General features: G+C 59.9%; 21 protein-coding genes. 10 read left to right on the forward strand and 11 right to left on the reverse strand.

The window, feature by feature from the left end; translation table 11 throughout:
• Positions 1-18: 18 nt before the first annotated feature.
• Genes KW837_RS09025 through KW837_RS09040 form a run of 4 tightly spaced genes read left to right on the forward strand, consistent with a single transcriptional unit; the run spans position 19 to position 2,581 of the window.
• On the forward strand, positions 19-453 hold the full coding sequence (locus tag KW837_RS09025; RefSeq protein ID WP_063342254.1) for a DUF4426 domain-containing protein: 435 nt from the start codon (positions 19-21) through the stop codon (positions 451-453).
• Positions 450-1,046 (forward strand): RdgB/HAM1 family non-canonical purine NTP pyrophosphatase, encoded by a 597-nt coding sequence (gene rdgB / locus KW837_RS09030; protein WP_123500249.1) that lies wholly within the window; start codon positions 450-452, stop codon positions 1,044-1,046. The genes KW837_RS09025 and rdgB overlap by 4 nt, the downstream gene beginning before the upstream one ends.
• Positions 1,043-2,248, forward strand: coding sequence for a radical SAM family heme chaperone HemW (gene hemW, locus KW837_RS09035; protein ID WP_256348631.1), 1,206 nt, complete (start codon positions 1,043-1,045; stop codon positions 2,246-2,248). Before rdgB ends, hemW begins: the two co-directional genes overlap by 4 nt.
• Before the next feature lie 9 nt (positions 2,249-2,257).
• The gene (locus tag KW837_RS09040; RefSeq protein ID WP_007897907.1) at positions 2,258-2,581 is read left to right on the forward strand and encodes a DUF3392 domain-containing protein; all 324 of its coding nucleotides are present in this window, start codon (positions 2,258-2,260) and stop codon (positions 2,579-2,581) included.
• Between the two features lie 7 nt (positions 2,582-2,588).
• On the opposite strand, the gene KW837_RS09045 is transcribed toward KW837_RS09040, so the two are convergent.
• From KW837_RS09045 to KW837_RS09065, 5 genes are all read right to left on the reverse strand, one after another.
• A complete protein-coding gene (locus KW837_RS09045) occupies positions 2,589-3,380 on the reverse strand; it encodes a hypothetical protein (protein WP_218395305.1) in 792 nt (263 codons plus the stop codon).
• 185 nt (positions 3,381-3,565) lie between these two features.
• Positions 3,566-4,291, reverse strand: coding sequence for a tRNA (guanosine(46)-N7)-methyltransferase TrmB (trmB, locus tag KW837_RS09050; protein ID WP_123500253.1), 726 nt, complete (start codon positions 4,289-4,291; stop codon positions 3,566-3,568).
• A 9-nt stretch (positions 4,292-4,300) separates the two neighbouring features.
• Positions 4,301-5,095, reverse strand: coding sequence for a thiazole synthase (locus KW837_RS09055; RefSeq protein WP_218395306.1), 795 nt, complete (start codon positions 5,093-5,095; stop codon positions 4,301-4,303).
• A 60-nt stretch (positions 5,096-5,155) separates the two neighbouring features.
• On the reverse strand, positions 5,156-5,356 hold the full coding sequence (gene thiS, locus KW837_RS09060; protein WP_007897898.1) for a sulfur carrier protein ThiS: 201 nt from the start codon (positions 5,354-5,356) through the stop codon (positions 5,156-5,158).
• Between the two features lie 172 nt (positions 5,357-5,528).
• The gene (locus KW837_RS09065; RefSeq protein WP_218395307.1) at positions 5,529-5,897 is read right to left on the reverse strand and encodes a DUF423 domain-containing protein; all 369 of its coding nucleotides are present in this window, start codon (positions 5,895-5,897) and stop codon (positions 5,529-5,531) included.
• A gap of 74 nt (positions 5,898-5,971) precedes the next feature.
• Here KW837_RS09065 and mtgA point away from each other — a divergent pair, with 74 nt between their 5' ends.
• Complete coding sequence (gene mtgA, locus KW837_RS09070; RefSeq protein WP_218395308.1) at positions 5,972-6,694, forward strand: monofunctional biosynthetic peptidoglycan transglycosylase; 723 nt, start codon at positions 5,972-5,974, stop codon at positions 6,692-6,694.
• A gap of 196 nt (positions 6,695-6,890) precedes the next feature.
• Here the strand turns inward: mtgA and rpoH are convergent, their stop codons facing one another.
• From rpoH to ftsY, 4 genes are all read right to left on the reverse strand, one after another.
• A complete protein-coding gene (rpoH, locus tag KW837_RS09075; RefSeq protein ID WP_007897890.1) occupies positions 6,891-7,745 on the reverse strand; it encodes an RNA polymerase sigma factor RpoH in 855 nt (284 codons plus the stop codon).
• Positions 7,746-7,858: 113 nt separating this feature from the next.
• Positions 7,859-8,887 carry a permease-like cell division protein FtsX gene (gene ftsX, locus KW837_RS09080; protein WP_218395309.1) on the reverse strand — a complete coding sequence of 343 codons (1,029 nt, stop codon included), beginning with the start codon at positions 8,885-8,887 and terminating at the stop codon, positions 7,859-7,861.
• Positions 8,884-9,555, reverse strand: a complete 672-nt coding sequence (gene ftsE, locus KW837_RS09085; protein ID WP_018928694.1) for a cell division ATP-binding protein FtsE — start codon at positions 9,553-9,555, stop codon at positions 8,884-8,886. The genes ftsX and ftsE overlap by 4 nt, the downstream gene beginning before the upstream one ends.
• Positions 9,552-11,093, reverse strand: a complete 1,542-nt coding sequence (gene ftsY, locus KW837_RS09090; RefSeq protein ID WP_192344920.1) for a signal recognition particle-docking protein FtsY — start codon at positions 11,091-11,093, stop codon at positions 9,552-9,554. The genes ftsE and ftsY overlap by 4 nt, the downstream gene beginning before the upstream one ends.
• 343 nt (positions 11,094-11,436) lie before the next feature.
• Here ftsY and KW837_RS09095 point away from each other — a divergent pair, with 343 nt between their 5' ends.
• The 5 genes from KW837_RS09095 to KW837_RS09115 all read left to right on the forward strand — a co-directional run bounded on the left by KW837_RS09095 (position 11,437) and on the right by KW837_RS09115 (position 16,810).
• A complete protein-coding gene (locus KW837_RS09095; protein ID WP_218395310.1) occupies positions 11,437-12,792 on the forward strand; it encodes a pitrilysin family protein in 1,356 nt (451 codons plus the stop codon).
• Positions 12,785-14,275, forward strand: a complete 1,491-nt coding sequence (locus tag KW837_RS09100; protein ID WP_218395311.1) for a pitrilysin family protein — start codon at positions 12,785-12,787, stop codon at positions 14,273-14,275. The genes KW837_RS09095 and KW837_RS09100 overlap by 8 nt, the downstream gene beginning before the upstream one ends.
• Entirely contained in the window at positions 14,275-14,892 is a 618-nt protein-coding gene (gene rsmD, locus KW837_RS09105) for a 16S rRNA (guanine(966)-N(2))-methyltransferase RsmD (protein ID WP_007897880.1), read from the forward strand. Before KW837_RS09100 ends, rsmD begins: the two co-directional genes overlap by 1 nt.
• Before the next feature lie 73 nt (positions 14,893-14,965).
• Entirely contained in the window at positions 14,966-15,964 is a 999-nt protein-coding gene (locus tag KW837_RS09110) for a hydrolase (RefSeq protein ID WP_008068083.1), read from the forward strand.
• Positions 15,965-15,967: 3 nt separating this feature from the next.
• Entirely contained in the window at positions 15,968-16,810 is an 843-nt protein-coding gene (locus tag KW837_RS09115; protein WP_218395312.1) for an AraC family transcriptional regulator, read from the forward strand.
• Positions 16,811-16,925: 115 nt separating this feature from the next.
• On the opposite strand, the gene KW837_RS09120 is transcribed toward KW837_RS09115, so the two are convergent.
• The gene (locus KW837_RS09120) at positions 16,926-17,780 is read right to left on the reverse strand and encodes a sulfurtransferase (RefSeq protein WP_218395313.1); all 855 of its coding nucleotides are present in this window, start codon (positions 17,778-17,780) and stop codon (positions 16,926-16,928) included.
• A gap of 45 nt (positions 17,781-17,825) precedes the next feature.
• The gene (locus KW837_RS09125) at positions 17,826-18,497 is read right to left on the reverse strand and encodes a TetR/AcrR family transcriptional regulator (RefSeq protein WP_192344927.1); all 672 of its coding nucleotides are present in this window, start codon (positions 18,495-18,497) and stop codon (positions 17,826-17,828) included.
• Positions 18,498-18,538 lie beyond the last annotated feature (41 nt).

The following is an 18,538-nucleotide window of genomic DNA, read 5'->3' on the forward strand; positions in this document are numbered from 1 at the left end:
ACTTCGAGGAGAACGATCATGGGTCGTCTAGCACTGTTTTTACTTACTGCCTGCCTGAGCGTCACCGCCATGGCCGCCGACGTTATCAAGGGCGAGCGCAAGGAAACCTTTGGCGACGTGACGGTGCATTACAACACCTTCAATTCCACCTTCCTGACGCCGGAGATCGCCAAAGCGGCGGAGCTGACTCGCAGCAAGAATCAGGGCGTAATCAACGTCTCGGTACTCAAGGAAGGTAAACCACAGACGGCTCAGGTCAGCGGCACGGTCAAAGACCTGACCAGCCAAAGCATCCCGCTGAAGTTCAAACAGATCACCGAAACAGGTGCGGTGTACTACATCGCCCAGTTCCCGGTGGATCAGCAGGAAATCCGCACCTTTGACATCAAAGTGCAGACCGGCGACAAAACCAACACCATCAGTTTCCAACAAGAGCTTTTCCCTGGCCAATGATGAATTTCACCCAACTCGTACTGGCCAGCCACAATGCCGGCAAACTCAAGGAACTCCAGGCCATGCTCGGCGAATCGGTGCACTTGCGCTCGATCGGCGAGTTCAGCAGCGTCGAGCCTGAAGAAACCGGCCTGTCGTTCGTCGAGAACGCCATTCTCAAGGCACGCAATGCCTCGCGCATTTCCGGGCTGCCTGCATTGGCCGACGATTCGGGGCTGGCAGTGGATTTCCTCGGTGGTGCACCGGGCATTTATTCGGCCCGTTACGCCGACGGTAAAGGCGATGCGGCGAACAACGCCAAACTGCTCGACGTCTTGAAAGACGTGCCCGAAGCCGAGCGCGGCGCGCAATTCGTCTGCGTGCTGGCATTGGTGCGTCATGCCGACGATCCGTTGCCGATTCTCTGCGAAGGCCTGTGGCATGGGCGCATCCTGACCCAGGCCAGCGGCGAACACGGTTTTGGCTACGACCCGCTGTTCTGGGTGCCGGAGCGCGAGTGCTCCAGCGCCGAACTGAGCCCGAGCGACAAGAACCAGATCAGTCACCGCGCCCGTGCAATGGATCTGCTGCGCCAGCGTCTGGGCCTGAAATGACCCATGACTCGTCCGCGTCGCCGCTGATCTTCGGCGGCGCCGCCCAATCGCCTCGAGCGGCCCTGCCCGTGCTGCCGCCCCTGGCGTTGTACATCCACATTCCATGGTGTGTACGCAAATGCCCTTATTGCGACTTCAACTCCCACACCGCCAGCCCCGTGCTGCCGGAAGAAGAATATGTCGACGCCCTGCTGGCCGACCTCGATCAAGACCTGCATGCAGTCTATGGCCGTGAGCTGAGTTCGATCTTCTTCGGTGGCGGCACGCCGAGCCTGTTCAGTGCCAAGGCGCTGGGTCGCCTGCTCAAGGGTGTCGAGCAACGAATTCCGTTTGCCAGCGACATTGAAATCACCCTGGAAGCCAACCCCGGAACCTTCGAGCAGGAAAAGTTCGTCGCTTACCGGGCGCTGGGCATCAATCGCCTGTCGATCGGCATCCAGAGCTTTCAGGAAGAGAAACTCAAGGCCCTGGGGCGAATTCACAACGGCGATGAAGCCGTGCGTGCCGCCGGCATGGCGCGCCAGGCCGGTTTCGATAACTTCAACCTGGACCTGATGCATGGTTTGCCCGATCAGTCCCTGGACGATGCCCTGAACGACCTGCGCCAGGCCATTGCCCTGAAGCCGACGCACCTGTCCTGGTATCAGCTGACGCTGGAACCGAACACGGTGTTCTGGAACCAGCCGCCGACGCTGCCGGAAGACGACACCCTGTGGGACATTCAAGAGGCTGGTCAGGCGCTGTTGGCCGAGCACGGTTACGCGCAATACGAAGTCTCGGCCTATGCCCTGCCCGGTCGTGCGGCGCGGCATAACCTCAATTACTGGAGTTTCGGCGACTTCATCGGCATCGGCGCCGGCGCCCATGGCAAGCTCAGCCATCCGGACGGACGCATCGTCCGTACCTGGAAGACCCGCCTGCCGAAGGACTACCTCAATCCGGCCAAAAGCTTCAAGGCTGGCGAGAAAGCGCTGCCCGACGAAGAACTACCGTTCGAGTTCCTGATGAACGCCTTGCGCCTGACCGAGGGCGTCGAAGCGCGGTTGTATCCGGAGCGCACCGGGCTGTCCCTGGAAAGCCTAGCCGAAGCTCGCCGCGAGGCCGAACAAAGTGGCTTGTTGCAGGTCGAACCGTCACGTCTGGCGGCCACGCTGCGCGGACAACTCTTTCTCAATGACTTGCTGCAAAAATTTCTGACATAAGGAAATCGAATGGATCTGGTACTCGACCTGCTCGCCACCGTGTCCCGCTGGAGCCGTAGCAACCTGTCGGAAATCTCTCTGGCGCTGGTGGGCTGCCTGCTGGTGCTGTTTGGCGCCGACATCAAAGGTTGGGTCGACCAACGCCTGGGCAGCATCGCCGGCGCTTTGCGCGTCCCGCTGATGGCCCTGCTGTGCATGGTCGGCAGCGGCGTGGCGCTGATCTATGCAACGCCATGGATCATCAAAGGCCTGAGCCAGTTCAACAACTACAGCCTGGCACCGGTGTTGTTGGTGGTGCTGGTGTTGATTGGCGTCGTAGCCGATCGCCGCTGAGCCAGCTTTATTGAGTCTTTGAAGCCTGGGCTTCGCCGCGGATTTTGGTATTGATCCCAATAAAGTCGTGGCAGCCCAACGCTTCGGCTTTATCCAGATACACAACATTCTGACTGTCGAGCTTACCGCTCTCATTTACTCGACTCATTGCCAGAATGTAATTGGCCTCGGCCCGATACTGATCTTCAGTCAGCATCAACGCGACCGTACGCGCCTGCAAAGCCCCCATCACTCGATCTTTTGGCATGTCTGCCCGCAAGTCCTGAAAACAAAGAGCGCGCTTGGCTTGCATTGGATAAAAATCCGCAAAAATATCTGCCTGCTGAAGCAGTTTCTCTAGCGTCTGCAGATATTTCAAGTGACCGGCATCGCGCCGGTCAGACTTCATGTAAACCTGATCACATCGATGGAAGTAGGCAACGGCTGCCGCCAACAAGCCTTGATCCATGGCTTTTTCATAGAGATCGCAGGTTTCTCTACGCTGTTGTTCCGTAGGGCCCGGCTTGCTCAAGGTGTTGGCCAGCAAATAACTCGCGATAGGGTGCCCGCCGTCAGACGCCATCTTCAAATTGTATTTGAAAGCGGCCAGATCACTTTCCATGCGGCCTATTTGCTCGGGCTTGTTCTTGAAATCAAGCTCCCCGCTTGCTTCCAGCCTGACCAACTCATCCGCGTTACGCTTGATCTGGTCGGCCGCGTCCAGGGCACGCTCAAAGTAATCGTCGATAGTCAGCGTCGACGCACAAACCAGTGAAGGCAGAGCGCTGAATACAAGAATGCAGGCGAGGATGAACTTCAAACCTTGTCTTCCTTTACAAGTGGGGACGTAGAGCTTTCGGCGGCCAAGCATCTTTCTTGAATCCGGCACAAAACAAATGTGGGAGCGGGCTTGCTCGCGAAGAGGCCATAACATTCAACATCTCGGTTGACTGTTACACCGTCTTCGCGAGCAAGCCCGCTCCCACATTTGGTATTGCGTAGGGCTTAGGACTGTTTTTCGAACTTCAGATCCCACACGCCATGCCCAAGGCGTTCGCCGCGGCGTTCGAACTTGGTGATCGGGCGCTCGGTCGGGCGCGGGACGCATTTGCCGTCTTCGGCGAGGTTGCGATAGCCCGGCGCGACGTTCATCACTTCCAGCATGTACTCGGCGTACGGTTCCCAGTCGGTGGCCATGTGCAACACACCGCCGACCTTCAACTTGCTGCGCACCAGCTCGGCGAACGACGCCTGAACGATACGACGCTTGTGGTGACGGCTCTTGTGCCACGGGTCCGGGAAAAACAGCATCAGGCGATCGAGGCTGTTGTCGGCGATGCAACGGTTGAGCACTTCGATCGCATCGCAATCGTAGACGCGCAGGTTGGTCAGGCCCTGGGTCAGCACGCCATTGAGCAGCGCACCGACACCCGGACGGTGAACCTCAACGCCAATGAAATCCTGCTCCGGCGAGGCCGCGGCCATTTCCAGCAGCGAATGGCCCATGCCGAAGCCGATTTCCAGCGAGCGCGGCGCCGAGCGTCCGAACACCTGATCGAAGTCCACCGGCGCATCGGCCAAAGGCAGTACGAACAGCGGGGTGCCTTGGTCCAGACCACGTTGCTGGCCTTCGGTCATGCGCCCGGCGCGCATCACGAAACTCTTGATGCGGCGGTGTTGGCGCTCGTCGCCTTCTTCCATCTGGATAGGCGTGTCGTTCGATTCAGTCATCAATGGCTCTTACTTGATCAGACCATCCAGCGGCGAGGAGGCGCTGGCATAGAGTTTTTTCGGCATGCGGCCGGCGAGGTAGGCCAGACGGCCCGCAACGATGGCGTGTTTCATGGCTTCAGCCATCATGATCGGCTGCTGGGCATGGGCGATGGCCGAGTTCATCAGCACCGCTTCACAGCCCAGTTCCATGGCAATGGTGGCGTCGGAGGCAGTACCGACACCGGCATCCACCAATACAGGAATCTTGGCTTCTTCGAGGATGATCTGCAGGTTGTACGGGTTGCAGATTCCCAGGCCTGTACCGATCAGACCGGCCAGCGGCATCACCGCGATAACGCCGATTTCCGCCAGTTGACGGGCAATGATCGGGTCATCGCTGGTGTAAACCATCACGTCGAAACCTTCCTTGACCAGCACTTCGGCGGCCTTGAGGGTTTCGATCACGTTGGGGAACAGGGTTTTCTGATCCGCCAGCACTTCCAGCTTCACCAGGTTGTGGCCGCCGAGCAGCTCACGGGCCAGGCGGCAGGTGCGCACAGCCTCGGTAGCGTCGAAGCAACCGGCGGTGTTAGGCAGGAAGGTGTAGCGTTCCGGCGACAGGACTTCGAGCAGGTTCGGTTCGCCCGGGTTCTGGCCGAGGTTGGTGCGACGCACGGCGAAGGTGACGATCTCGGCGCCCGAAGCCTCGATGGCCAGGCGGGTTTCTTCCATGTCACGGTACTTGCCGGTGCCTACCAGCAAACGCGACTGGTAAGTACGACCGGCCAGGACGAAGGGCTTGTCGCTACGAACGATGCTCATGGGAAATCCTCTGTAGGGGTGAGGTTCTTGCAGAATTCTGTGCCCATCAGGGCCGGGCGACTAGCCGCCGCCGATGGCATGGACCACTTCAACGGAATCGCCGTCGTTCAGCGTGGTTTCTGCGTGCTGGCTGCGCGGGACGATATCCAGATTGAGCTCGACCGCCACCCGGCGCCCGGTCAGTTCCAGACGGGTCAGCAGGGCCGCAACGGTTTCACCGTCGGGCAGTTCAAGGGATTCGCCGTTCAATTGAATGCGCATACCGAATGCCGCCATCATTTTTAGGGGCTGGCATTCTAGCCCGATCAGGCAAGTCGACCCAAGCCATTCGTCTTGAAACCCGATCCCGTAGGAGCGAGGCTTGCCCGCGAAGGCATGGTATCAGTCAACGAAGAAGGTGACTGATACGACGCCTTCGCGGGCAAGCCTGCTCCTACAGCCGCCAGGCGGCAAGCCCCAGGCAAACCCAGCCGACCAGGAACGCCAGGCCACCGATGGGCGTAACGATCCCGAGCTTGCTGATGCCGGTGATCGTCAGCAGGTACAGGCTGCCGGAAAACAACAGAATGCCGATAGCAAAGGATGCGCCGGCCCAAGTAATCAGTCGACCGGGAATTTGCGTGGCGAGCAGCGCTACACCCAGCAGCGCCAGGGTATGCACCAGTTGATAGGTGACGCCCGTATGGAAAATCGCCAGGTACTCGGCACTCAGGCGGCTTTTCAGGCCATGGGCGGCGAATGCGCCCAAGGCAACACCGGTGAAGCCGAAAAAAGCAGCCAGCATCAGGAAGCCACGCAACATGAAGAACTCCAGTCAGACTCGATCAACAGGGTCTGTATAATGGCCGGCTCAACGGGTTCGGCCAAGCCATCTCTATGCTGCAGTTAATTTTCCGTCGTTTCACAAAGGCCCTGCTCTGGTTCGCGGCTGGCAGCGTATTGCTGGTGTTGCTGTTTCGGGTGGTGCCGCCACCGGGAACGGCGTTGATGGTCGAGCGCAAGATCGAATCCTGGTTCGACGGCGAACCCATCGATCTGCAACGCACCTGGAAACCCTGGGATGAAATCTCCGACGACCTGAAAGTCGCAGTGATTGCCGGTGAAGATCAGAAGTTCCCCGAGCATTGGGGCTTCGATTTCGGCGCAATTCAGGCAGCGTTTGCGCATAACGAGCGCGGCGGCTCGATTCGTGGTGCCAGCACTCTGAGCCAGCAAGTGTCGAAGAACCTGTTTCTGTGGTCTGGCCGCAGCTGGCTGCGCAAAGGCCTGGAGGCCTGGTTTACCGGGCTGATCGAGGTGCTCTGGCCCAAACAGCGGATTCTTGAGGTGTACCTCAACAGCGTCGAGTGGGATGAAGGCGTGTTTGGCGCCGAAGCGGCGGCTCGGCATCACTTTGGTGTAGGCGCTCGCTCGATATCCCGACAGCAGGCAAGTTTGCTGGCTGCGGTACTGCCAAACCCGCGGGTGTGGAGCGCCAGTCATCCAACCTCTTACGTTGCAAGACGGGCCGGGTGGATTCGCCAGCAGATGAGTCAGTTAGGTGGGGATAGCTATCTGCTCGGGCTCAACGATTCGCGCCGGGCACCTTGGGCTCAGTAACTCGACGCAGAACCTGAACCCGACCCCCTGTAGGAGCGAGGCTTGCCCGCGAAGGCGGTGTGTCAGACACATCATTGCTGAATGACACACCGCCTTCGCGGGCAAGCCTCGCTCCTACAAGGATTCGGTGCAAGCGGGGCACCAACAAAAACGCCCCGATCAATGATCGGGGCGTTTTTTATTGCCGGCGCGCAGGTTATGCGGCGATCGACAACTTGAGCTTGTTCATCGCGCTCTTCTCGAGCTGACGAATACGCTCGGCCGACACGTTGTACTTCTGCGCCAGGTCGTGCAGCGTAGCTTTTTCTTCTGCCAGCCAGCGCTGGTAGAGGATGTCGCGGCTGCGGTCGTCCAGCACTTCAAGCGCTTCGTGCAGGTTGTGGTTTGAGTTGTCGCTCCAGTCGGCGTCTTCCAGTTGACGGGCCGGATCGTACCGGTGGTCTTCCAGGTAGTTGGCCGGCGACTGGAATGCACTGTCGTCGTCCGCTTCAGCGGCCGGATCGAAAGCCATGTCATGGCCGGTCAGGCGACTTTCCATCTCGCGCACTTCCCGCGGCTCTACGCCGAGGCTTTCCGCCACGCGATGGACTTCCTCGTTGTTCAGCCAGGCCAGACGTTTCTTCTGGCTGCGCAGGTTGAAGAACAGCTTGCGCTGGGCCTTGGTGGTCGCGACTTTCACGATCCGCCAGTTGCGCAGGATGAACTCGTGGATTTCCGCCTTGATCCAGTGCACCGCAAAGGACACCAGGCGTACACCCATTTCCGGGTTGAAACGCTTGACCGCTTTCATCAGGCCGACGTTGCCTTCCTGGATCAGGTCAGCCTGGGCCAGGCCGTAGCCGGAATAGCTACGGGCAATGTGTACGACAAAACGCAGGTGGGCGAGCACCATCTGCCGAGCCGCCCCCAAATCCTGCTCATAATAGAGACTCTCGGCCAGTTCACGCTCCTGCTCCGGTGTCAGCAATGGAATGCTGTTCACCGTGTGCACATAGGCCTCCAGGTTCGCACCCGGGACCAGAGCATATGCAGGCTGCAAAGAATTGGTCATACGAAAAAACCTCCGACTTACATAACTCGTGCAGTTCAGCACTGCGAAAATTGACCGGAAACCAAAAGACAAGTTCCCATAAACGCTGAAAGGTCAATACGAGCAAAATGATATTACTTTGGCGCAAGCTCCCGCAGGTGGCGTGCGACTGCAATCCATGCACCGATATACCCCAACAGCACCGCGCCAAGCAAGAGCGATAGACCGTCGGCAACTGGCACTCCGGCCAGCGCAAAATCACTGCCGTACAAACCGGCCAGTCCAACCACCGCGTCGTTCAGCCAGTTCAGGCCGAACGCCAATACACCCCAGGAAAGAATCCCCGCACCAAAGCCATAAAGCGCGCCCATATACAGAAAGGGCCTGCGCACATAGCTGTCAGTGCCGCCGACGAGTTTAATCACTTCTATCTCTGTGCGGCGGTTTTCAATATGAAGACGAATGGTATTGCCTATCACCAAAAGTAATGCAGAAACCAAAAGCACGGTCAGACCGAAGACAAATCGGTCGCCCAGCTTGAGGATGGCTGCCAGACGCTCGACCCAGACTAGATCAAGTTGCGCCTGTTGTACCTTCGGCAATTCGGAAAGTTTTTGTCTCAATGCTTCAAGCGCGGGCTTGTCGACCTCGTTCGGGGTCACCAGGACCACGCCCGGCAGCGGGTTTTCCGGGAGTTCCTTGAGCGCTTCGCCTAGCCCGGACTGCTGCTGGAATTCTTCCAGCGCCTGATCGCGACCCACGTATTCGGCGTCGGCCACGCCCGGTATGCCCTTGATCTGCTCGCGCAACGACTCGCCCTGTTCAGGGCTGGCATCGAGTTGCAGGTACAGGGAAATCTGCGCCGCACGCTGCCAGGAACCGCCGAGACGCTCGACGTTACTTAGCAAAAGTGACAGGCCCATCGGCAAGCTGAGGGCAACTGCCATCACCATGCAGGTGAAAAAGCTGCCGATCGGGTGTTTACCCAAGCGGCGCAAGCTGTCCAGCAGACTGGCTCGATGGCTTTCGATCCAGGCACGGAACAGCGTAGGGAAGTCCGGGCCATCGTCATCGTCGCGCTTTTTCTTCTGCTGCTGCGGTTGCGGATCGGCGGCTTTCGGGGCCACGCGCTCGGAAACCTTGGGGCTACGTGTTGCACTCATACGCCAGCCTCCCCGTCGCCGATCAATCGGCCACGCTGCAGGGTGAGCATGCGATGACGCATGCGGGCAATCAGAGCCAGGTCGTGACTGGCGATCAGCACGCTGGTGCCCAAACGGTTGATGTCTTCGAACACGCCCATGATTTCTGCCGCCAGCCGCGGATCGAGGTTACCGGTCGGTTCATCCGCCAGCAGCAAGGCCGGACGGTGAACGATGGCGCGAGCGATGCCGACGCGCTGTTGCTGACCGGTGGACAGGTCGCCAGGGTAGAGATCGGTCTTGTCCGAGAGCGCCACGCGCTCCAGGGCCGAATCCACGCGCTTGACGACTTCAGCCTTGGACAGGCCAAGGATCTGCAACGGCAACGCAACGTTGTTGAACACCGTACGATCGAACAGCAGCTGGTGATTCTGGAATACCACGCCGATTTGCCGACGCAGGAACGGAATCTGCGCATTGCTGATGGTGCTCAGGTCTTGCCCTGCCAGCAGCAATTTGCCGGTGGTCGGACGTTCCATGGCCAGCAGCAGGCGCAACAAGGTGCTTTTACCGGCGCCGGAATGGCCGGTGACAAACAAGAATTCGCCCCGACGGACTCGAAAACTCAGCTCATGCAAGCCGACGTGACCATTCGGGTAGCGTTTACCGACCTGTTCGAAACGAATCATGAACGCTCCCGCTCGGCAAACAATGCCTGGACAAAGGGTTCTGCTTCAAAAGTACGCAAATCATCGATGCCTTCGCCGACGCCGATATAGCGAATCGGCAAGCCAAACTGCTTGGCCAGGGCGAAAATCACCCCACCCTTGGCAGTGCCGTCGAGTTTGGTCAGCGCCAGGCCAGTCAGTTCGACGGTCTGGTTGAATTGCTTGGCCTGGTTAATGGCGTTCTGGCCGGTACCGGCGTCGAGCACCAACAGCACTTCGTGCGGCGCATCGGTGTCGAGCTTGCCGATCACCCGGCGAACCTTTTTCAGTTCTTCCATCAGGTTGTCTTTGGTGTGCAAGCGACCGGCGGTGTCGGCGATCAGCACGTCAATACCACGGGCCTTGGCGGCCTGCACGGCATCGAAGATGACCGAAGCCGAGTCGGCGCCGGTGTGCTGGGCGATTACCGGGATCTTGTTGCGCTCACCCCAGACCTGCAATTGCTCGACCGCGGCGGCGCGGAAAGTATCACCGGCGGCGAGCATGACTTTCTTGCCTTCCAACTGCAGCTTCTTCGCCAGTTTGCCGATGGTGGTGGTCTTGCCGGCGCCGTTGACGCCCACCACCAGAATCACGAACGGCTTGTTCTGCGAGTTGATTTTCAGTGGCTGCTCGACGGGCTTGAGCATCGCCGCCAGCTCAGCCTGCAAGGACTTGTACAACGCGTCGGCATCAGCCAGCTCTTTGCGGGCGACTTTCTGGGTCAGGCGCTGAATGATCACCGACGTCGCTTCGACGCCGACATCGGCGGTCAGCAGACGGGTTTCGATGTCTTCGAGCAACTCGTCATCGATGATTTTCTTGCCGAGGAACAGGCTGGCCATGCCCTCGCCAATGCTGGCGCTGGTCTTGGACAAGCCTTGTTTGAGACGGGCGAAGAAACCAGCCTTGGTCTCTTCGGTTCGCACCGGCTCGACCGGAGTTTCGACGGGTGCAGGCGTGGTGGCGACAGGAGCGATAACGGGTGCAGGTGCAGGTGCAGGTGCAGGCTCTGGCGCTTGAACAATCGGAGCAACCGGAGCAGGAGCAACAAATGCCGGCGCTACAGGCTCTGGAGCAACCGGTGCAGGCTCGGCCACGAACACAGGTTTAACCACCGGCTCAACCACTGGCGCCTGAACCGGCTCAGGCGCAAACGCAGTCGGGGCCGGGATCGGCGGCGTGATATGAGCTGCTTGCTCATCTTCGACCAATGCCACCGGCTCTTCCGCCACCGGCAACGTCAGCCACGGCTCGGCGGCAGGCGTCAGCGGCAACGGGGCCACGACTACGGTTTCAGGAACAGGCGCAGGCTCGGCCGCGGATTGCAGCACCGGCTCGGCGATCGGCAGGGCAACCGGCGCGGGCGCTTCTTCCACGACTGGCGCAGGTGTTGGCTCAGGAAGTGGTTGTGGCTGTTCGACAACGGGTTCCTGCGGCTTTTTGCGCAGCCATCCGAACAGGCTTTTCTTCTCGCCAGCCGCAGCTGGGGTCTTCTTGTCGTCGTTGGAACCAAACATGGAGGACGGCTATCTCACGGTAGCGACGCGCCAAAGGGCGCCTCGGCAATAAATAATTCGATGCAGAACAGACTGCGATTCATCCAGCTTGTTCACGCGCAACATTTTGTCGAGGTACCAACGGCACCTCAAAGGTTGATTAATACGAAGGACTGGAACGGCATCGTCGGCGAAAACGCAGAGTTTAGCTGACAAACTCAAAGCCCAAGCCGTAAACCCATACAACCTGATCAAACGTAAAGGCCTGATAGGCGTGGCCGCCAGTAAAACGGATCAGTATCCTAGCACCCTCTCGCCCGCCGACGCTAAGACCAAGCGGGCAGCCCAACAGGTTTAAAAACGAATGAATGCTCTAGCCCGCCGCGCTGCAGGCCTGCTGTTCAGTACAGTTTGTCTGCCACTTTCAGCCCTGGCTGCCGATCCACAACCCACCCACGAATTCACCCTCGACAACGGCCTGAAGGTTGTCGTGCGCGAAGACCATCGTGCGCCAGTCGTCGTTTCCCAGGTCTGGTACAAGGTCGGCTCAAGCTATGAGACCCCAGGCCAGACCGGGCTGTCCCATGCGCTGGAACACATGATGTTCAAGGGCAGCGAGAAAGTCGGCCCCGGCGAAGCCTCGCTGATCCTGCGCGACCTCGGTGCCGAAGAGAACGCCTTCACCAGCGATGACTTCACCGCGTATTACCAAGTACTGGCCCGTGACCGCCTGGGCGTGGCCTTCGAGCTGGAAGCCGACCGCATGGCCAATCTGCGCCTGCCGGCCGACGAGTTCACCCGCGAGATCGAGGTGATCAAGGAAGAGCGCCGCCTGCGCACCGACGACAAGCCGATGTCCAAGGCCTACGAACGCTTCATGGCCATGGCCTACCCCGCCAGCGGCTATCACACGCCGACCATCGGCTGGATGGCGGACCTCGACCGCATGAAGGTCGAAGAACTGCGCCACTGGTATCAATCCTGGTATGTGCCGAACAACGCCACCCTGGTGGTGGTCGGTGACGTGACCCCGGACGAAGTCAAAACCCTGGCCCAGCGCTACTTCGGCCCGATCGCCAAGCGTGACGTGCCACCGGCGAAAATCCCGCTGGAACTGGCAGAGCCCGGCGAACGGAAGATCACCCTGCACGTGCAGACCCAATTGCCGAGCCTGATGCTGGCCTTCAACGTGCCGAGCATCGCTACCGCTGAAGACAAGCGTTCGGTGAACGCTCTGCGCCTGATTTCCGCACTGCTCGACGGCGGCTACAGCGGCCGGATCCCGACGCAACTGGAACGCGGCGAAGAGCTGGTGTCCGGCGGTTCGTCGAGCTACGACGCCTATACCCGTGGCGACAGCCTGTTCACTTTGTCGGCCACGCCGAACACCCAGAAGAAAAAAACCATGGCCCAGGCGGAAGCCGGCCTGTGGAAACTGCTTGAACAGCTGAAAACCACCGCGCCGTCCACTGAAGAGCTGGAGCGCGTGCGAGCGCAGGTCATTGCCGGCTTGGTCTACGAGCGTGACTCGATCACCAGCCAGGCCACCGCCATCGGCCAACTGGAAACTGTCGGGCTGTCCTGGAAACTGATGGACACCGAACTCGCCGAACTGGAAAGCGTGACCCCGCAAGACATCCAGAAGGCCGCCAACCTGTATTTCACTCGCGCACGTCTCAGCGTCGCCCATGTACTGCCACAGGAGACGACTCATGAGTGAGCGTAAAAAACCGCGCCTGGCCCTGATCGGCCTGATCGTCATTGCACTGCTCGGGTCCGCCGCCTTCTATTTGTCCAAGTCTGACGAAACCAGCGCCAGCGAAGCCCTCGACAAAGCCAAGGCCAGCAAGAAACTGCAATCGTTGGCAGAACTCGACGGCAAGGCCCCAAGCCATCGCTCGCTGAACGTGCAAACCTGGAACACCGCCGAAGGCGCCAAGGTAATGTTCGTCGAAGCCCGTGAGCTGCCGATGTTCGACATGCGCCTGATCTTCGCCGCTGGCAGCAGCCAGGACGGCGATGCTCCCGGCCTGGCACTGCTGACCAATGCCATGCTCAATGAAGGTGTGGCCGGCAAGGATGTCAGCGCTATCGCCCAGGGCTTCGAAGGCCTGGGGGCCGATTTCGGTAACGGCGCCTATAAAGACATGGCGATTGCCTCGCTACGCAGCCTCAGTGCCGCAGATAAACGCGAGCCTGCCTTGAAGCTGTTTGCTGAAGTGGTCGGCAAACCGACTCTCCCCGCCGATTCCTTTGCACGCATCAAGAACCAGATGCTGGCCGGCTTCGAATACCAAAAACAGAACCCCGGCAAACTCGCCAGCCTGGAGCTGATGAACCGCTTGTATGGCGATCACCCGTACGCGCATTCCAGCGATGGCACGGCGAAAAGCATTCCACCGATTACCCTGGCGCAGTTGCGGGCCTTCCATCAGAAAGCCTACGCCGCCGGTAACGTGGTGATCGCGCTGGTGGGCGACCTGTCCCGCGCCGAGGCCGAGGCGGTTGCCGCACAAGTGTCCGCCGATCTGCCCAAAGGGCCGGCCCTGGCGAAAATCGAACAACCGACCGACCCCAAGCCCAGCATCGGCCACATCGAGTTTCCGTCCAAGCAGACCAACCTGATGATCGCGCAACTGGGCATTGACCGTGACGATCCAGATTACGCGGCATTGTCCCTGGGCAATCAGATCCTTGGCGGCGGTGGCTTCGGCACCCGGTTGATGAGCGAAGTGCGCGAGAAGCGCGGTCTGGCCTATGGCGTGTATTCGGGTTTCAGCCCGATGCAGGTTCGCGGCCCGTTCATGATCAACCTGCAAACCCGCGCCGAGATGAGCGAAGGCACGCTGAAACTGGTGCAGGACGTGCTCGCCGACTACCTTAAAACCGGCCCCACCGAGAAAGAACTCGACGATGCCAAGCGTGAACTGGCCGGCAGCTTCCCGCTGTCCACCGCCAGCAACGCCGATATCGTCGGGCAGCTCGGCGCCATGGGTTTTTACAACTTGCCGCTGAGCTACCTGGAAGACTTCATGCAACAGTCCCAGAGCCTGACCGTCGAGCAAGTCAAAACCGCATTGAACAAACACCTGAGCACGGACAAACTGGTCATCGTCAGCGCTGGCCCGACCGTGCCACAAAAGCCGTTGCCGGCCCCTACTGACAAACCTGCCGAGCAACCGCTCGGGGTTCCGGAGCATTAATGGCCCGTCCATCGCGTCCAAAGAAACCTGTTCACAACGTGCATAACGGTGTGAATCAACTGCGCATCATCGGCGGTGAATGGGGCAGCCGAAAGCTGAGCTTCCCCGATGCGCCAGGCTTGCGTCCAACGCCGGACCGAGTCCGTGAAACCCTGTTCAACTGGCTCGCGCCCTATGTCGCCGGGGCCAAGGTGCTCGATCCATTTGCCGGTAGCGGCGCATTGTTTCTCGAGGCTTTGTCCCGTGGCGCAGCAATGGGCCAGGCACTGGATGCCAGCAACATTGCGGTAGCGAGCATCAAGGAACATCTGGGCACCCTGCGCTGCACGACCGGTCAGGTACAGACTGCCGACGCCTTGCGCTATCTGGAAACCCAACCGGCCACGGCGTTCGATCTGGTGTTTCTCGACCCACCGTTCAATCAGAATCTGTTGCCGGCCGTTTGCACTTTGCTCGAAGAGCGTCAGTGGCTGAGTGACGATGCGTGGGTCTACACTGAAAGCGAAACGGCACCGTCGATATTGGGTTTGCCAGAAAATTGGCGCCTGCATCGGGAGCAAAAATCAGGACGGGTGTACTACGCGTTGTGGCAACGTATGGCAGGGATCGCCGGTTAGTCCGGCCTGTAAAAACGGTGCGAAGCTCAGTCAGTTAACGCTGCGGGTAAGCACCGCTGCATCGAGAGCAATCGTGTCCCATCTGCCAGAACGTTTCACCCCCGCCTACGGCCTGGGCAATCCGCATTTACAAACCTTGTGGGGACCGCTATGGCGCAAAACCACACACCTGGACCGCGAGCGCGAACGCTTATGGCTCGAAGACGGCGACTTCCTTGACCTGGACTGGCATGGCCCCCACAGCGCGAATGTGCCACTGGTGCTGGTGCTGCACGGCCTGACCGGCTCATCGAATTCACCTTACGTGGCCGGTGTGCAGAAGGCGCTGGGCGCCCAGGGTTGGGCCAGCGTCGCGCTGAACTGGCGAGGCTGTTCCGGCGAACCCAATCTGCTGCCGCGCAGTTACCATTCCGGGGCCAGCGAAGACCTGGCCGAAACCATCAAGCACCTGCGAACCCAGCGCCCTCTCGCACCGCTGTATGCGGTCGGTTATTCCATGGGTGGCAACGTTTTACTCAAGCATCTGGGCGAAACCGGCAGCAACAGCGGCGTACTCGGCGCGGTGGCGGTGTCGGTGCCGTTTCGGCTCGATCAGTGTGCCGATCGTATCAGCCAGGGGTTTTCCAAATTCTATCAAGCGCATTTCATGCGGGAGATGGTCGCCTACATCAAGAACAAGCAGCGCAGGTTCCAGCATGAAGGGCATCAGGATGGCTTGGCGGCATTGGCGGCGCTGGGCTCGCTGGAGAATATGCGCACCTTCTGGGATTTCGATGGCCGGGTCACCGCACCGCTGAATGGTTTCGCCGATGCCGCGGATTACTATCGCCGCGCTTCGAGTCGTTATTTCCTTGGGGAGATTCGCACACCGACCCTGATTATCCAGGCGGCCGACGACCCGTTTGTCTTTCCTCATAGCCTGCCGCATGCCGACGAATTGTCCGCCAGCACTCAATTCGAGTTGCAGGCCAAGGGTGGGCATGTCGGCTTCGTCGAGGGCTCGTTCCGGCAACCGGGTTACTACCTGGAAAGGCGCATTCCCCAATGGCTCGCCACCACAGGGCGCAAGTAACCCATGGGGCTGGATCAGGGCGAGTCGATTCACTTCTGGCAAACGGCGCCGTTGGCCGGGGTCGAGCTGTTGTCCGCACGCTACATCGAACACCGCTTCGCCCCCCATGTGCATGACGGCTATGTGATCGGCATGATCATGGCCGGCGCCCAGCGTTATCGCTATCGAGGTGCCGAGCATCTGGCGGGCAGCGGCACCCTGGTGCTGATCAACCCGGATGAACTGCACACCGGCCACAAAGGCACCGAAGACGGTTGGTTGTACCGGGCGTTTTATCCCGACAGTGGGCAGATTCTTTCACTGCTGGACGAGCTCGAACTGCCGACCGATACCTTGCCGGCGTTTGGTGCCACGTTGTATCGCGATCCGGATCTTGTGAAGGGATTCTGCCAACTGCATTGTTTGCTGGAGAGTCCGTCCACGGCGCTGCAGCAGCAAACGGCTTGGCGGGAAATGATGCTGTCGCTGTTGCAACGTCACGCAGCCGTTCCAATTGCCGGTAAACCCGGCAAGGAACACCGGGCGGTGACCTTGGCGAAGGAGCTGCTGCAATCACGCTTGGCGGCGCCGCCCTCGCTGGAAGAACTGGCGACGACGGTGAACCTGTCGCCCTTCCATTTCGCCCGAGTATTCCGCAGGGCCACCGGCATGCCGCCACACACCTGGTTGATACAGCAGCGTATCGCCCGGGCCCGGGCGCTGTTAAAGCGCGGCTGCCTGCCACTGGAAGTCGCGACGCAACTGGGTTTTGCCGACCAGAGCCATCTGAGCCGGCAATTCAAACAGGTTTACGGCGTAGGACCGGGGGCGTATCGCAGCGCCCGGCAGTTGCCTGGTTATGGATGACGAAAATCCAAATGTGGGAGCGGGCTTGCTCGCGAAGGCGGTGGGTCAGTCAATATTAATGTCGTCTGTTACGCCGCCTTCGCGAGCAAGCCCGCTCCCACAATGGACTGGGGGATTACTCGCCCTTGGCAACGCCTCGCGCAGGATCGTTGATCCACTCGCTCCACGAGCCGGCATACAACGCCCCCAACGGATAACCCGCCAGGCACAGGGCGAACAGGTTGTGGCAGGCGGTCACGCCGGAACCGCAATACGCGACCAGCTCTGTCGGTGAACGATCACCGAGTTTCGCGGCAAACCGCTGCTTGAGCTGTTCGGCCGGCAGGAAACGCCCGTCGCTGCCCAGGTTATCGGTGAACGCGGCACATTGTGCGCCGGGGATGTGTCCGGCAACCGGATCGATCGGCTCCACTTCACCCTTGAAGCGCGGCAAGCCGCGGGCGTCGAGCAAGGTCAACGCGGGCTGGCCGAGACGTTGCTGGAGTTGTTCGGCGCTGAGCACCAACGAAGCATCCGGCGTCCCGGTGAAGGTGCCACGGGTAACCGACGGCGGATCAAGACTCAGGGGCAATCCGGCGGCGTGCCAGGCTTTCAGCCCGCCATCGAGAATGAACACACCGTCGCGTTTACCCAGCCACGCCAGCAACCACCACGCCCGCGCAGCGTAAGCGCCGGGACCGTCATCGTACAAAACCACTTCGCTGTCGGCGTTGATGCCCCAGGCTTGAAAACGTTCGATCAAGTCGGCGGGCTCAGGCAATGGATGACGCCCGGTAACCCCCTTGACCACTGCCCCGCTCAAATCACGCTCCAGATCGGCAAAGCTCGATCCGGCAATATGCCCTTCGGCGTAGCTGCGCTGCCCGTAATCAGGGTCTTCGAGGGCAAAACGACAATCCAGAATCACCAGCCCCGGCGTCTCCTTTTTCAGGTCCAACGCTTGCGGGCTGATCAGTTGCGCAATGGGCATAACGGGCTCCTGTGATTTTGTCTGTCTCGAATCCTACTGCACTCTTTATCCCACTTCTTCCAGCGCCTGGGCCAGCGGCACATAAAACTCTTCGAACAGTGCATTCACCGCATCGTGAGCTTGATCGGTGACGAACCCGGCCTCCAGCACCAGCACCTGATACACGCCTCGTTTGATGGCCTGTTCGCTCAGATGGTTGGAATTTTCCCGCGTCGTGCACAGAAAACGCACCCACGAGGTGAGGATGATCCAGGCATTGAGGGTCAGGGATTCGATCTGAACCTTGTCCATGCACAGAATGCCAGCCTCGACGAAACCCGCGTAGATGTGTGTGCCCTGGATCAGGCAGCGCTGGGAAAAACGCCGGTAACGGGCAGCCAGCTCAGGATCGCTGTCGAGCAAATGCTCGAGGTCGCGATGCAGGAAGCGGTATTGCCACATGGCGGCGAGCAGTTCCTTGAGGTAGAAGCGCTTGTCTTCGACTGTCGCTGCGCGGCCCTGGGGCGGGCGCAGGAAGCTGTCCACCAGGTTTTCGTACTCACTGAACAACACGGCGATGATCGCCTGCTTGTTGGGGAAGTGGTAGTACAGGTTGCCCGGGGAAATTTCCATGTGGGCAGCAATGTGGTTGGTGCTGATACTGCGCTCGCCCTGTTGATTGAACAGCTCCAGGCTGTTCTGCACGATGCGCTCGCTGGTTTTGATCCGAGGGGCCATGGCTTGAGCTTTAATTCAGAGTGCGATGAGGGGCATCTTAC

This window comes from Pseudomonas sp. PDM24 (assembly GCF_019218905.1).
Taxonomy (GTDB): domain Bacteria; phylum Pseudomonadota; class Gammaproteobacteria; order Pseudomonadales; family Pseudomonadaceae; genus Aquipseudomonas.

Excerpts from the sequence above, each read along its gene's own strand:
- KW837_RS09025 (WP_063342254.1), top strand. The coding sequence starts at position 19 with ATGGGTCGTCTAGCACTGTTTTTACTTACTGCCTGCCTGAGCGTCACC.
- rdgB (WP_123500249.1), top strand. The coding sequence starts at position 450 with ATGATGAATTTCACCCAACTCGTACTGGCCAGCCACAATGCCGGCAAA.
- hemW (WP_256348631.1), top strand. The coding sequence starts at position 1,043 with ATGACCCATGACTCGTCCGCGTCGCCGCTGATCTTCGGCGGCGCCGCC.
- KW837_RS09040 (WP_007897907.1), top strand. The coding sequence starts at position 2,258 with ATGGATCTGGTACTCGACCTGCTCGCCACCGTGTCCCGCTGGAGCCGT.
- trmB (WP_123500253.1), bottom strand. The coding sequence starts at position 4,291 with ATGACTGAATCGAACGACACGCCTATCCAGATGGAAGAAGGCGACGAG.
- KW837_RS09055 (WP_218395306.1), bottom strand. The coding sequence starts at position 5,095 with ATGAGCATCGTTCGTAGCGACAAGCCCTTCGTCCTGGCCGGTCGTACT.
- thiS (WP_007897898.1), bottom strand. The coding sequence starts at position 5,356 with ATGCGCATTCAATTGAACGGCGAATCCCTTGAACTGCCCGACGGTGAA.
- KW837_RS09065 (WP_218395307.1), bottom strand. The coding sequence starts at position 5,897 with ATGTTGCGTGGCTTCCTGATGCTGGCTGCTTTTTTCGGCTTCACCGGT.
- mtgA (WP_218395308.1), top strand. The coding sequence starts at position 5,972 with ATGCTGCAGTTAATTTTCCGTCGTTTCACAAAGGCCCTGCTCTGGTTC.
- rpoH (WP_007897890.1), bottom strand. The coding sequence starts at position 7,745 with ATGACCAATTCTTTGCAGCCTGCATATGCTCTGGTCCCGGGTGCGAAC.
- ftsX (WP_218395309.1), bottom strand. The coding sequence starts at position 8,887 with ATGAGTGCAACACGTAGCCCCAAGGTTTCCGAGCGCGTGGCCCCGAAA.
- ftsE (WP_018928694.1), bottom strand. The coding sequence starts at position 9,555 with ATGATTCGTTTCGAACAGGTCGGTAAACGCTACCCGAATGGTCACGTC.
- ftsY (WP_192344920.1), bottom strand. The coding sequence starts at position 11,093 with ATGTTTGGTTCCAACGACGACAAGAAGACCCCAGCTGCGGCTGGCGAG.
- KW837_RS09095 (WP_218395310.1), top strand. The coding sequence starts at position 11,437 with ATGAATGCTCTAGCCCGCCGCGCTGCAGGCCTGCTGTTCAGTACAGTT.
- KW837_RS09100 (WP_218395311.1), top strand. The coding sequence starts at position 12,785 with ATGAGTGAGCGTAAAAAACCGCGCCTGGCCCTGATCGGCCTGATCGTC.
- rsmD (WP_007897880.1), top strand. The coding sequence starts at position 14,275 with ATGGCCCGTCCATCGCGTCCAAAGAAACCTGTTCACAACGTGCATAAC.
- KW837_RS09115 (WP_218395312.1), top strand. The coding sequence starts at position 15,968 with ATGGGGCTGGATCAGGGCGAGTCGATTCACTTCTGGCAAACGGCGCCG.
- KW837_RS09120 (WP_218395313.1), bottom strand. The coding sequence starts at position 17,780 with ATGCCCATTGCGCAACTGATCAGCCCGCAAGCGTTGGACCTGAAAAAG.
- KW837_RS09125 (WP_192344927.1), bottom strand. The coding sequence starts at position 18,497 with ATGGCCCCTCGGATCAAAACCAGCGAGCGCATCGTGCAGAACAGCCTG.